Source organism: Pseudomonas arsenicoxydans, assembly GCF_006438915.1.
GTDB lineage: Bacteria > Pseudomonadota > Gammaproteobacteria > Pseudomonadales > Pseudomonadaceae > Aquipseudomonas > Aquipseudomonas arsenicoxydans_A.
The window spans coordinates 61,118-74,401 of record NZ_RCZE01000010.1 but is presented as its reverse complement, the minus strand read 5'-3'; the positions used below and the strand labels follow the sequence as shown (position 1 = coordinate 74,401).

The following is a 13,284-nucleotide window of genomic DNA, read 5'->3' as shown; positions in this document are numbered from 1 at the left end:
TTGGGCGAGCCTTGCGGTTCCATCTATCCACTTTAAGCAGCACCAAAACGCACCAAACGAGTGCGTAAGGTCACCCATGTCAGCGTCCAGTCCGATTCAGGTTCAAGCGTTCAACACCGAAGATGTCGCCGAGCAAATCCGCGCCACACCGGGTTGGGTCCAGCACTATCAGCAAATGTCGCCGGGGCATTTCGCGGGGCGTGTGCGCTATCTGGACTTGCAAGGTGTGGAGATCTACGAAGAGCAGATGAACACTCGGGTCGAGCAGAATTTCAGTGCGCCGCAAGGGTCGCTGGCGTTCTGTTTCGATCGCAGTGACAACGCGCTTTACCTGCTCAATGGCGAAAGCCGCAACATCTGGATCACCCCCGAGAACTACCAGGAAATTGCCGTGGTATTCGGCCCGGCGTTCGTTCAGCGCCAGGGCTTGAACGTCGCGCAGCTGGAAGGGTTGTTCATGTCGCCGCTGAACTCCGGGCAAAACGCCTTGTTCAGCCGCTGGTTGAGCGGCACGCTGACCCGCTTGGGAGAAACCCTCGACCCGCCGAGCAAGGAAGCCTTGACGCAGCAGTTGCTGGAGGACTGTTTGTACATCCTCGACAACGCCTGCGTGTGCCTCGACCGGGGTGGCTTACAGCGCCGCACCGAAGAGCGCTCTATCATGAAGCGCATCGGCGAGTGGGCCGCCGACTCCCCGGAAGAAACCCTCAATCTGCTGGAGCTTTCCCAAGTCGCCGGGGTGTCGTTGCGCCAGTTGCAGCACGCGTTCAAGGCCTTCACCGGAATGACGCCGACCCATTGGCTGCGCCTGCGCAGGCTCAACAGCGCCCACCGTGAACTGCTCAGCCGTACGTCCAACCAGACCACTGTCGCTGAAGTCGCGATGAATTGGTCGTTCTGGCATTTGGGACGGTTTTCCAGCAGCTATCGGGCGCTGTTCAAAGAATTGCCGAGTGAAACGCTCAAGCGCGGCAGTCAGCGCTGATTGAACTCAGCAACGTGTACGGAACATCATCAACGGTCGACCTCGACCTTTGAGGTCGTCAGGGCGGGCGATGAGCAATGCAGCCACGCACATCAATGCCAGGCCCAGCATTACGCTGCTTCCCACAAACGCCGCCGAAACGCCTTCGGCACTGCTTTGCCCATGAGCACAGCTCATGAATGGCTTCAGCCGCGATAACGCAACGCGTCCAGCAGCAACGCAAACGCCGGCGAGGCTTGGCGCCGACTGGGGTAGTAGAGGTGAAAGCCGGAAAACGGCGCGCTCCAGTCTTCCAGCACCTGTACCAGTCGACCGTCCGCAAGATGAGGCGCCACGAGGTCTTCGGGGATGTAGCTCAGCCCGAGGCCGTCCAGTGCCGCTTTGAGCAACGGGTAAACGCCATTGAAGGTGACTTGGCCCGAAACCCGGACATTCAGGCTTTCCTGGTCCTTTTTAAATTCCCATGTGTACAAGCCGCCGTTGGTAGGTAGCCGCAGGTTGTTGCATTGATGCTCGGTCAGATCGCGCGGCGTTTCGGGCACTGTGCGGTCGGCAAAGTAGGCCGGGGAACCCACCACCGCCATCCGCATGTCCGGTCCGATCCGAGTGGCGATCATGCCTTGCGCCACATCTTCGCCCAAGCGCACACCGGCATCGAAACCTTGTGCGGCGATATCGACGAAACCGTAGTCGCAGCAGACCTCCACGGAGATGTCCGGGTACTGGGCGAGGAACGGTTTGAGGACCGGCCACAGGATGAACTCCAGCGCGTGGTCCATGGCATTGATGCGGATTTTGCCTGCCGGCGTATCGCGCAGATCGCTCAGCGCTGCCAGCTCGAATTCGATTTCTTCAAAGTGCGGGCCAACCGTTTCCACCAAGCGCTGACCTGCCTCGGTAGGCGACACGCTGCGCGTGGTGCGGGTCAACAGGCGCAGGCCCAGTCGCGCTTCCAGTGCACGAATCGTATGGCTCAGTGCCGACTGGGAAACCCCCAGCTTGCCGGCGGCTTTGGTAAAGCTTCGCTCACGCGCAACAGCGAGGAATGCGAGCAAGTCGTTGGCGTTTTCCCGCAGCATTCATGAGCCTCCCTCATAGGTTTAACCCGATTCTAGCGACTAATCGTTGAAGTGCGTAGCAGGTAGATTAGTGCGACTTGCTGCTGCCTGGCGTCAGGACCGATATGAACACTCTTGCCGTCACCGCGCTCTCGCGTTTGCTATTCGCATTTGATTCATACGCTCAGGAGACACCGATGCTGACTGTTACACCCAATGGTTCCCAACCCTCGGTCAAAGGCCCCGCCGATTACTTCACCGGCACGGTGCGTGTCGATGCTCCATTCAAAGGCACTGAACCGGCTCAGGTCAGCGGCGCCACGGTCACGTTCGAACCCGGTGCGCGCACCGCCTGGCACACTCATCCGCTGGGACAGACATTGATTGTCACGGCAGGAACGGGTTGGGTGCAGGCGCTTGGCCAACCGATACAGGTGATCAGGCCGGGCGACACCGTATGGATTGCGCCGCACGTGAAGCACTGGCACGGCGCAACCGACAGCACCGCCATGACCCACATTGCCATTGCCGAAGTGCAAGATGGCAAGGTGGTTGACTGGATGGAGCAGGTCAGCGAAGCGGATTACGCTCACGGGCAATAACGGTTTGATCAGATCATCGGCGGTAACGCGTGCAGCACTTTGTCCAGGGTGATCGGGTACTCCCGCACGCGCGCGCCGGTGGCGTTGTAGATCGCATTGGCAATCGCCGCACTGACGCCGCACAAGCCCAACTCACCGACGCCTTTGGCTTTCATGGGCGAGGAGGCCGGGTCGGTTTCATCGAGGAAAATCACTTCCTGATGCGGGATGTCCGCATGCACCGGCACTTCGTAGCCGGCCAGGTCGTGATTGACGAAGAAGCCCAAATGCTTGTCGACGACCAGGTCCTCCATCAATGCGGCGCCGACACCCATGGTCATCGCGCCGATCACTTGGCTGCGCGCAGACGTCGGGTTGAGAATTCGCCCGGCCGCGCACACGGCGAGCATTCGGCGCACGCGGGTTTCACCGGTCGCGCTGTCGACGGCGACTTCGACAAAGTGCGCGCCAAACGTCGATTGCTGGTACTGCTTGCTCAGCTCTGCGAATTCGATGGCGTCCTCGGCGACAATCTCGCCTGCGGTTGCCGCGTCGTGCAGCGCAAAGGTATTGCCGCCCGCGTGCACTTCACCGCCGACAAACACGGCATCCTCCACGCTGATGCCAAGCCGTTGCGCCACCGCTTCGCGCAGTTTGACGCACGCCGCGTACACCCCCGCCGTCGAGCAATTGCCGCCAAACTGACCACCAGAACCAGAGGACACCGGAAAGCTCGAATCGCCTAGCCGCACCACCACGTCATTGAGGCCGACGCCCATCATTTCCGCAGCGGTCTGGGCGATGATCGTGTAACTGCCGGTGCCGATGTCGGTCATGTCAGTCTCCACGGTCACCGTTCCACTGGCATCCAGACGCACCCGTGCCCCGGACTTCATCTGGAGGTTATTGCGAAACGCGACACCGACGCCCATGCCGATCAGCCAGCGACCTTCGCGTTGAGTGCCCGGTTGTGCATGGCGTTTGTCCCAGCCAAATCGCGTGGCCCCGGTGCGCAGGCATTCGATCAGGTGCCGCTGGGAGAAGGGCCGCTTGGGGTCAACCGGATCGACTTGTGTGTCATTGATGATCCGAAACTCGACCGGGTCGAGTTTGAGTTTTTCGGCCATCTCGTCCATGGCGATTTCCAGCGCCATCAGCCCCGACGCTTCACCGGGTGCACGCATGGCGTTGCCTTCAGGCAGGTCAAGCGTACACAGGCGCATCGACACCAGTCGATTGTCCCCGGCATACAGCAGTTTGCTCGGTTGCGCGGCCAGTTCGAGTTTGCCGCCGGGCAGGTCGCCGGACCAACTTTCATGGCCCATCGCGGTGATCTTGCCGGCCGGGGTGGTGCCGATGCGAATGCGTTGAATCGTCGCCGGGCGGTGGGTCGAGTTGTTGAACATCATTGGCCGCGCCAACGCGACTTTCACCGGCCGACCGGCCAGGCGCGCGCCAAGGGCGGCGAGTAGCGCATCGCAGCGCAGGAACAGCTTTCCACCAAAGCCGCCGCCGATGTAGGGCGAGATCAGGCGCACATTTTTCTTGGGGATACCCAGCGTGGTCGCGAGGTCCGTTACCGACCAATCGATCATCTGATTCGACGTCCACAGGGTCAGTTGTTTGCCTTGCCATGCGGCAATCGAGGCAAAGGGCTCCATCATCGAGTGGGCCTGATCCGGAGTGGTGTACGTCGCGTCAAACTGCACCGGCGCTGCCCCGAACGCGGCGGCAAAGTCACCATGGGTGGTGTCCGGCGCCTCTTCGGTGGGTGCGCCGGAACCGCGCACGCTTAATAGATCGAAGGCGCCTTCACTGCTGACGTACTGGATGTCGAGCAGCTGCGCAGCGGCCCGTGCCTGTTCGAAAGTGTCTGCGACCACCAACGCCACGGCCTGGTGGTAATGCTGGATGTCAGGACCACCCAGCAGTTTTGCGGTGTTGTATTTGCCTTTGCCCAGCTTGCCGGCGTTGGCGGCCGTGACAATGGCAATCACGCCCGGCGCGGACTGCGCTTCCTGGAGGTTCATCGAGGCTATGCGGCCCTTGGCAATGGCCGAACCGACCACCACGCCATAAGCCTGGTTCGGCGCTACGTCATGGTGTTCGTAGGCATAAGGCGCAGTGCCGGTAGTCTTCAACGGTCCTTCGATACGGGTGGTCGGCTTGCCGACTACCTTCATCTGGTCGATCGGGTTGGTAGTGGCGAGGGTGTCGAATTTCATGCGTGAGTCCTCGCTTGTGCCATCACCGACGCGAGCGTGCGCTCGACCAAGGTGAGTTTGAAGGCGTTTTCCGGGGTGGGGGTCGCACCGGCGAGTAACTGGTCAGCCACAGCTTTTGCCCCTTGTGCCATCGCCGATTCCGCCGTTTCAACACGCCAGGGTTTGTGCGCAACGCCGCCCAGCACGACGCGGCCGCTGCCGTCCTGCTGGATCACAGCCGCCACGGAAATCAGCGCGAAGGCGTACGAGGCACGGTCGCGAACTTTCTGATAAATGTGCATGCCGCCGAGGGGCGCCGGCAGGGTGACTGCGGTGATCAACTCATTGGCAGCCAAGGCCGTTTCGATGTTCGGCGTGTTGCCCGGCAGTCGATGGAAATCGGCGATGGCAATCACGCGGGTCGAGCCGTCGGCGCGCACGGTTTCGACGTGTGCATCCAGTGCACGCATGGCCACGGCCATGTCGCTTGGGTGCGTGGCGATACAGGCAGCGCTCACGCCGATGACGCCCAGCGAACGACTGAAACCGCCGATGGCTGCGCAGCCGCTTCCGGGTTGGCGTTTGTTACAGGCCTGGTTGGTGTCGTAGAAATACGGGCAGCGCGTGCGTTGCAAGAGGTTGCCAGCGGTGGTCGCCTTGTTGCGCAACTGGCCGGAGGCACCGGCGAGGAGGGCGCGGGACAGCAGCGCGTAGTCTTTGCGAACCCGGGTGTCGGCGGCGAGGTCGGTGTTGCGCACCAGTGCACCGATTCTCAGGCCACCTTCGGGCGTGGTGTCGATCCGGTCCAGCGCCAGTCCGTTGACATCAATCAGGTGCGTGGGGGTTTCGATGTCCAGTTTCATCAGGTCGAGCAGGTTGGTGCCGCCGGCAATGAACCTTGAGCCGCTGACTTGAGCGGCCAGTGCAGCAGCCTCAGCGGGGGATCGGGCACGCAGGTAAGTGAAGGGCCTCATAGGTCGGCCTCCGCGACTTCGGTGATCGCTTCGATGATGTTGGAGTAGGCACCACAGCGGCAGATATTGCCGCTCATGCGTTCCTGCAGTTCACTGGCAATCAGCTGCGGCGAATCGGTGAGGCTGGCACTGACGTGACTCGGAATGCCGGCGCGGATCTCCTCCAGCACCGCGACCGCCGAACAGATCTGTCCCGGCGTGCAGTACCCGCATTGGTAACCGTCGTGTTTGATGAACGCAGCCTGCATCGGATGTAACTTTTCAGGCGTGCCCAAGCCCTCGATGGTCGTGACCTTCGCACCGTCGTGCATCACCGCCAGCGTCAGGCACGCATTGATGCGCCGGCCATCGACGATCACCGTACACGCGCCGCACTGACCATGATCACAGCCCTTTTTGGTGCCGGTGAGGTGCAAGTGTTCCCGTAGCGCATCGAGCAGTGTGGTGCGGGTGTCCAGGTCCAGATCGCGCTTTTCGCCGTTCACCGACAGGGACACTGAAGACTTGATCGGCCGCGCGGCATTGGCGGCGCAGGCTTTGGCCGAGATAAAAGGCGGTAGCACCATGGCGGTCGCGGTCACGACGCCGACGATCAGCAATGTGCGTCTGGAAAGCGGTAGCGGGGCACGGTTGTCCATTGATTCGATTCCTGTGTGTTGGGCATTGCCAAGGCTCACAGAAAGAGTGACCCGCCTGATCGGCGAATGTTTTTGCGTAATTCGTCTATAGAGTTATGAGCGGTACTCATCAATCCGGCGCTGTCGGCGGTTTGGCCAGTTGAATGCCCGCCGCGCCCAGGCGTTTGAGAATCTCGAACAGCAGATCACTTTTGGTGATGCCGACAATTCTCGGGCTGCTGACGTACCCGGTGATGGTCAAGGTGATGCCATCCGGGCTGAGCTTGCTGAAGCGGACAAACGTTGCCGGTTTATCGAGAATGTTCTCGTTCTCTTGGTAGGTGTCATACAGCAGGCTTTTCACCTGCTCCGGGTCGATGTCCAGCGGGAACATCAACTCAAGGCTCGCCACGCCTTGGGCACTGCCGCCGAGGGTGACGTTGCGCAGGTTTTGCGAAATCAATTGGGAGTTGGGCACGATGACAATCGAGCGGTCGGCGAGTTGTATTTCCGTGGCCCGGACGTTGATGCGGCGGATATCACCTTCGACCCCGCTGATGCTGACCAGGTCGCCCACCTTGACCGGACGCTCGGTCAGCAGGATCAGGCCGGAGACGAAGTTCTTGACGATTTCCTGCAAGCCGAAACCGATACCCACCGACAGGGCGCTGACGATCCATGCCAGGTTGGTCCACTGGATGCCCAGCGATGATAGGGTCAGCAGAATTACCAGGGCGTAGCCGATGTTGGCAAACAGTGTGCTCAAAGAGTCACACATGCCGGGGTCCATGTCGGTTTTCGGCAGGAGCTCGTCATCCAGCCAGCGGCAAAGGGCGCGAATCAGGTAGATGCCAATAAACAGGGCCAGGATCGCATTGAGTAAATGGCCCGGAATGATGTTCAGCTTGCGCAAGCCGTCGCCGCCGAGAATGGAAAGTGCCTGGGTCACCAGTTGTCCGAGCGTGGTCCCCACACCGCCGACAAACAATGAAATGACCGCCAACAGTATTAACGTCGCACGACCGGCCCCGGACAAAATGATCTGGGTTTGCTCAAGGCGCACATCGCCCATCCCCAGCAACTGTTTGATCGCCTTGCCGCTCGGGCTCTTGGGTGAGAACAGGTATTCGCAACTGTCCTTGAGCAACTGAATCAGCATGTAGAAGCCGGAGAGAACGATAAAACCCCAGACCAGTTCGTACGTGATGAACCTTGCCAGGGAGACGTAGCCGACCAACAAAGCGCAGAACGAGATGACCAGTGCAATGATGGTGCAGGTGTAAATCAGGCCGGCCAGGGCGGTGCCCGCTTCAGCGGTGTCGCCAGCGGCTGCCAGGACTCTACGGGCGTGACTGGCACGGCGGAACAGCAGGGTGAAAATCACCGCGACCACCAGCGCGATCAAGCCTCGTCCCAACAGCAGGGCGGGCCCGCTCATGCCGGAGACATTGGTGATTTGCGCCAGTGATGCCATCACCAGCAGGGTGGCGGCCAGTATTCTGGGGTAGGGCTGAATGGCCTCCGCGACGGAATCGTGGATCGCCGGTAGCCGCCAGGAAGGATGCTGATTGGCCAGCAGCGCGCGGCTTAACCCGGTGATCAGTACACAGGTATAAACGACTCTTTCGAATTCCTCGGCGTAGTTCTGGATCATGGGCGACAACGGCAGTTCTCGCGTAAGTGCATAAAACAGCAGTTGCAACGCACAGGCGGTGGTCAACACAGTGGCGATGACAGACGCCAGTGCCAGCGTACTTCGACGCAATCGCCCTTCAGGCAGGCGATAGATGCAAATCCAGGTCAGCCCGCGATCAGCCAGTCTGCGGCCCCAGATCCAGATGACCAGGGCCAGCGACATCAGCATGACGGCCGACAAACGCTGGCCGGGTTGCCAGGCGGCCGCGAGGGTGTCGCTGGCTTGCTCAATGAAATTTATGAGCCGCAGGCGATCTTCCGGAAGTGGATTAATTAACGGTTCCCAAAAATCCCGCCCCAGGATGCTGCCACTGCGCAGCGTGACTTCGCTTTCCAGAAGGCTGCGCCGAATACTGGCAATCTGAGTGAGAAGGTCGACGGCGCTGGCTCTCAGCGCGGCGAGGGTTTTCAAGCTGGCATCGATGACTTTCTTTTGCTCGGAAAGAACGACTCGTTGCGCGGTGATATCCGATTTCTCGACAGCCTCGCCACCCAGGGAAACTGGACCGCTCAGTACATCAAGTTGCGCTTGCAGTTGTTTCTGTTCGGGCTGCAGCGATGACTGCAGGGTGTCCACGTCATTGATATACGACTGAACGGAATCTTGCAGGCCGACCATCATGGTGACGTTATTAGCCAACGAAACCCGCTGCTTGATCAGGTCCAGTCGTAGTTGCAGACCCTGCAGTTCACTGGTGGACACCGCGGCCGACGCAGAGCCCGGCGCAAGGATTGAAGACGATGTCGGATCGTCGGCAGGCAGCGCTGCGCCACTGGGCACCAGCAGGGTGAGCGCGACGAAAATCACTGACATCAATACATGACGCATAGGCGTTCGGCTCGTTTGTTGGTCACTCAGCCTATGAGGTTAGGTCATCGGGCCAAAACGATCGAAAACTTTCATCTTCAGGGGCCGCAATCGACATAACGGCCCTGAGACGGTTGAGAGCTGATCTACACTTCTAGATGCTCATTCAAGTGCGGGATCAGTGGTCAATGGTCCGCTCGGTACTGCGCAGGAGGTCATCATGCACACGTTATCTTCCATCGGTCTGTGTCTTGCATTATCGGTTTCAGCTTCCCAGGGCTGGGCGCAAACCGTGGTGCCAACCAAAGGCCAGACTTCGCAACAGACCCAGCTGGATATCAATGAATGCCAGAGTATTGCTGCCAGTCAGGCGGCTTCAACCACCACTTCTCCTTCCGGGGGAAGAGTGAAGGGGGCAGCGGTGGGTGCCGCCGCGGGGGCTGCCGCCGCCGGTGCGCGTGGTAATCAGCGCGAAGTTTACGAGAATGCCAATAGCAACGTGCAGCAGGAGTATCGGCAGAATCAAGCTAAAGGGGCGGCGGCGGCCGGTGCCGTGGTGGGCGGATCGCGCCAGCGGCAGGAACGCCGAGCGGATCAAAAAACCAGCTCTGCCAACAGCCAGGCTTCCTATACCAGTTGCCTGCAAGGCAAGGGTTATCAGGTCAATCCCTGAGCCGGTGCCTGCGTGGGCCGATCAAGCAATCGAACCATCACGCAGGCGTACAGCGTGACGGCGATGAACAGCCCCATGCGCACGGCGAAAGCGGTGTAGACGTCTTTGCCCAGGGCACTGTCCTGTACGGACTGGCCCAGCAGGATGATCAGGGTGATAAAGGTGTTGAGCCACAACCCCGGGCCATAGCGGCTCGGGCTCAGAGCGTATAGCTTGCGCGCCAGAATCAGGCCGAACAGCAGCATCCACAGGAAGAACATCCACAGGTGTACAAACAGGCTAAGTGCGCACCAGAACAGGATGGCCAGCAAACCGCCGAGCAAGGTCGCGCCAAGCAGCTCGCGGCCGGCATTGCGCGCGCTGGTCGTGGAGCATTGCTGACCCAGGCCCACCGCTTTCAGGATGATCGGCAGGTAGGCCGCCGGGTCGATCATCGCCAGCAGGAATGTCGGCAAGACGATCAAGGTTGCACGCAGCGCAATCCGACTGGCTTCGACACCCTCCGGCGGTGGGGCGGCGGGCGGCGAGGGCGCATTGTGCGGTTCGGGGAATATCCAGTGACTGAGCGCAATCACCATCACCGCCAGTAAAAGACCTTTGACCAGCGCGCCGATGACCATCGCCGCCAGGTCGAATTCGGCGACGCCCGCCGAGGAGATCATGGTCAGGCCCATCACCAGCAAGGTCACGATCAGGTTGTTGCCGCCACTGAGCCCCCAGCGAAACACCAGGAACAGGCTGACCGTGACCAACAGCACGCCGGTCACCGGGTAGTAACGCAGGATCGGGATTAATAGCAGGCCGATCCCGGTGGTGAGCATCGCTACCAGGGCGAGCGCGATCGCTGCCTTGAACGGCAACGGGCGGTTGACCGAGGCCAGGAGCAACAGGCACAACACGGGGGCAAGAAACGGAATCGGCAGCGCCAGGCCGAAACTGATGGCCAGGCACAGCGCCGCGCCGCTGGCCAACCGCAACGCACGCTGGGCCCGTGGCGTGCGTTTAGTAGGCATAGGACAGCCAGCTCATCACGCCTAAAAATGCGTGACCAAGCGGGTTGAGCCAATTACTTGGTGAAGGGAATGCCATGACTTCAGCCTGCCCACCGGCACGAATGTTCCCGCTGCCCAGCAGTGCGTTCATGGACTGCTCGGAAAACTCGATGATCACCGGGAAGCGTTGGGCCGGTCGCAGCCAGTCCCGGCTGTTTTGTATGCCAGGCAGGGTGCCGGGCGGCGTTGGCTGGCCGACGCTGATGCCATAACCGACACTGCGCACGCGGCCCTCGAAGACTTCACCCGGTACTGCATCGAGGACGATGGACACCGGCGTGTCGGGCCGCACCAGGCCGAGGTTGTTCTCGGTCATGTCGGCCGTGATCCAGATGTCCTGAAGGGTGATCAGGGTCATGACCGGACTGCCAGCGGCGGCGAATTGCCCGACGTCGGTGCGCAGGTCGGTGATCAAACCCGCCGAGCGTGCCCGTGTTTGCGTGTTGGACAGGTCCAGTTCGGCTTTTTCCAGCGCCGTGGCGGCGCTACGCAGCTTCGCGTTGACGTCTTCACCGCCACCTTCGGTTTCTTTTGCGCGTTCTACCTCGGCGCGTGCGGCAGCCGTTTGACTAATCGCGGCTTCGCGGTTGGTGCGTGACGCATCGAGAACGCGCACGGAAATGGTTCCCGGGTCTTCACGATATAACCCTTCCAGGCGCTGATTCTCCTGGCGGGCCTTGGTTTCGTTGGCTTGGGCTGCACGCAAGGCTGCTTGCGCCGAGGCAATCCCCGCGGTGCTGGCGCCCAACTGCCGTCGGGTTGTCTCAAGGTCGGCGCGGGCGCGGTCGACGGCAATCTTGTAGGGCGCCGGATCGACCTCGAAAACCACGTCGCCGGCCTTGACGATCTGATTGTTGTGAACGTTTACCCGGATCACTCGCCCCGCGACCTCCGACGCCACCGGAATAACCAATGCACCCACCCGTGCCTGTTGCGTATACGGCGTGAAACGGTCGGCCAACAGGTACCAGGCCAGGCTCAGGATGATCAGCACCAACACCCATTTGATGCCTTTTTTTGCCGGATCGGCCGGCACGGACTCGGCGGCGTTGGGGGAGGGCTGCGGGGCGTCACTCATGGCTGTTTTCCTTGGCAGGTAGCGGGAAAGCGGGCAGGTCGGCGTCGGGTTCGTCCAGCATGTTGCCCCAGTCCGTGCGTTGTTCCATCAGATGGCGGGTGGCCGGGTCGACCCGCGGCAGCGCGGAGTACCAACCTCCGCCCAAAGCCTTGTACAGGGCGATCACATTGCTGACCGCATTGCCGCGGGCGACCAGGTAATTGTCCTGTTGTTCGAGCAGCGCACGTTGCGCGTCGAGCACCCTCTGGAAGTCGGAATAACCTTCGCGAAATTGCACACTGGCCAGCGTCAGCGAACGCGTGGCGGCGCCGCCGGCTTCACGCAGGATTCGCTCGCTTTCCAGCGACTGGATCAGGCCGTTGGCCGCATCGTCTGCCTCGCGTGCGGCCTGGCGAACCTTGTCGCGGTAGGCTTCGATCAACTCCTGCAACCGCGCGTCCTGTACGCGCACGTTGTTGGTGATATTCCCGTAATCGAACACATTCCAGCGCAGACTCGGGCCACCCACCAGGTCCAGGCTGCTGGACGTGCCGTGGAGCGTGTCCGTCGACCAGACAATACTGCCGAGCAACGTCAGCGACGGATAGAAATCACTTTCGGCCACGCCGATCAGCGCCCCTTGAGCGGCGACGTTGAGCTCGGCAGCGCGGACGTCAGGCCGACGCAACAGCAAGCTGGCGGGCACATCTTGCAGCACGGCGCGATCGACCAGCGGCACCAGGCTGTCATTCTCGACCACCTGCGGCAGCCCGCCCGGCGGTTGCCCGATCAGCACGGCCAAGGCGTTACGAGTCTGTTGCAATTGGGCCTGGAGGTTGGGAATAGTGGCCAGCGTGCCCAAGTATTGGGTTTTGGCCTGTTGCAGATCGAGCTCGGCATCCTGGCCGCTCTTGAACAGTTTCTCGGTGATCTCGAAATTGCGCTTTTGCTGCTTGGCGTTTTCTCGGGCCACGCGCAGACGGGCTTCGGTGGTGCGCAACAAATAATAGGTGTCTGCCACTTGGGCGCGCAGCAAGACCAGCACGTCTTCGTAGTTGGCCTGGGCCGCAAAATAAAGGGCATCGGCGGATTCGATGGCGCGGGCGAAACGTCCCCAGAAGTCGAGCTCCCAGCCGATGTCAAACCCGGCACTGTGTTGCCAGAAATTATTGTCCTGGGGATTGTTACCACCGTATTGGTGCCGCTTGACGTACAGACTGTCAGCGCTCACTTGCTGCAGTTGCGGGTACAGCGTGCTTTGCGCAATGCCCAATTGGGCGCGGGACTCCATGACGTGCAAACCGGCGATTTTAAGGCTGGAATTGTGCGCATCCGCTTGTGCGATCAGTTGATCGAGCATCGGGTCGTTGAAGACTTGCCACCACTGGCGCAGATCCGGATTCGCCCCGCGCTGGCTGGATTGCTCAAGGGCCGGGGTGTCCCAATGCTTGATCCATTCCTCACCCGGCGGCTGGAAATCAGGGCCCAGCCGGATGCAGCCGCTCAGGGCCAGCGTACCCAGCAGGGTGAGGCAGGCCGGTTGCATCAGCGGGGATCGACTTGGAGGCATTGTTCCGTGT

Annotated in this window: 12 protein-coding genes; 3 read left to right on the top strand and 9 right to left on the bottom strand. The window is 61.0% G+C overall.

The window, feature by feature from the left end; translation table 11 throughout:
- Nucleotides 1-76 precede the first annotated feature (76 nt).
- On the top strand, nt 77-985 hold the full coding sequence (locus EAH78_RS20685; RefSeq protein ID WP_140669184.1) for a helix-turn-helix domain-containing protein: 909 nt from the start codon (nt 77-79) through the stop codon (nt 983-985).
- Nucleotides 986-991: 6 nt separating this feature from the next.
- Here EAH78_RS20685 and EAH78_RS32190 read toward each other — a convergent pair whose 3' ends face one another.
- The gene (locus EAH78_RS32190; RefSeq protein WP_161599701.1) at nt 992-1,162 is read right to left on the bottom strand and encodes a hypothetical protein; all 171 of its coding nucleotides are present in this window, start codon (nt 1,160-1,162) and stop codon (nt 992-994) included.
- 8 nt (nt 1,163-1,170) lie between these two features.
- A complete protein-coding gene (locus EAH78_RS20680) occupies nt 1,171-2,064 on the bottom strand; it encodes a LysR family transcriptional regulator (RefSeq protein WP_140669183.1) in 894 nt (297 codons plus the stop codon).
- Nucleotides 2,065-2,240: 176 nt separating this feature from the next.
- Here EAH78_RS20680 and EAH78_RS20675 point away from each other — a divergent pair, with 176 nt between their 5' ends.
- Nucleotides 2,241-2,645 carry a (R)-mandelonitrile lyase gene (locus EAH78_RS20675; RefSeq protein ID WP_240051917.1) on the top strand — a complete coding sequence of 135 codons (405 nt, stop codon included), beginning with the start codon at nt 2,241-2,243 and terminating at the stop codon, nt 2,643-2,645.
- An 8-nt stretch (nt 2,646-2,653) separates the two neighbouring features.
- Here EAH78_RS20675 and paoC read toward each other — a convergent pair whose 3' ends face one another.
- The 4 genes from paoC to EAH78_RS20655 all read right to left on the bottom strand — a co-directional run bounded on the left by paoC (nt 2,654) and on the right by EAH78_RS20655 (nt 8,943).
- Nucleotides 2,654-4,849 carry an aldehyde oxidoreductase molybdenum-binding subunit PaoC gene (gene paoC / locus EAH78_RS20670; RefSeq protein ID WP_140669181.1) on the bottom strand — a complete coding sequence of 732 codons (2,196 nt, stop codon included), beginning with the start codon at nt 4,847-4,849 and terminating at the stop codon, nt 2,654-2,656.
- Nucleotides 4,846-5,802 carry an FAD binding domain-containing protein gene (locus tag EAH78_RS20665; RefSeq protein WP_140669180.1) on the bottom strand — a complete coding sequence of 319 codons (957 nt, stop codon included), beginning with the start codon at nt 5,800-5,802 and terminating at the stop codon, nt 4,846-4,848. Before EAH78_RS20665 ends, paoC begins: the two co-directional genes overlap by 4 nt.
- A complete protein-coding gene (gene paoA / locus EAH78_RS20660) occupies nt 5,799-6,440 on the bottom strand; it encodes an aldehyde dehydrogenase iron-sulfur subunit PaoA (protein WP_140669179.1) in 642 nt (213 codons plus the stop codon). The genes EAH78_RS20665 and paoA overlap by 4 nt, the downstream gene beginning before the upstream one ends.
- Nucleotides 6,441-6,549: 109 nt before the next feature.
- Nucleotides 6,550-8,943 (bottom strand): DUF3772 domain-containing protein, encoded by a 2,394-nt coding sequence (locus tag EAH78_RS20655; protein WP_140669178.1) that lies wholly within the window; start codon nt 8,941-8,943, stop codon nt 6,550-6,552.
- Nucleotides 8,944-9,142: 199 nt separating this feature from the next.
- On the opposite strand from EAH78_RS20655, the gene EAH78_RS20650 reads away from it, so the two are divergent.
- Nucleotides 9,143-9,595 (top strand): hypothetical protein, encoded by a 453-nt coding sequence (locus EAH78_RS20650; RefSeq protein ID WP_140669177.1) that lies wholly within the window; start codon nt 9,143-9,145, stop codon nt 9,593-9,595.
- Here the strand turns inward: EAH78_RS20650 and EAH78_RS20645 are convergent.
- The 3 genes from EAH78_RS20645 to EAH78_RS20635 are packed head-to-tail and all read right to left on the bottom strand — an operon-like array spanning nt 9,580 to nt 13,274.
- Nucleotides 9,580-10,608, bottom strand: a complete 1,029-nt coding sequence (locus tag EAH78_RS20645; RefSeq protein WP_140669176.1) for a DUF2955 domain-containing protein — start codon at nt 10,606-10,608, stop codon at nt 9,580-9,582. The genes EAH78_RS20650 and EAH78_RS20645 overlap by 16 nt on opposite strands.
- The gene (locus tag EAH78_RS20640) at nt 10,598-11,725 is read right to left on the bottom strand and encodes an HlyD family secretion protein (RefSeq protein ID WP_140669175.1); all 1,128 of its coding nucleotides are present in this window, start codon (nt 11,723-11,725) and stop codon (nt 10,598-10,600) included. The genes EAH78_RS20645 and EAH78_RS20640 overlap by 11 nt, the downstream gene beginning before the upstream one ends.
- Nucleotides 11,718-13,274, bottom strand: a complete 1,557-nt coding sequence (locus EAH78_RS20635; protein ID WP_240051916.1) for an efflux transporter outer membrane subunit — start codon at nt 13,272-13,274, stop codon at nt 11,718-11,720. Before EAH78_RS20635 ends, EAH78_RS20640 begins: the two co-directional genes overlap by 8 nt.
- Between the last annotated feature and the right edge of the window lie 10 nt (nt 13,275-13,284).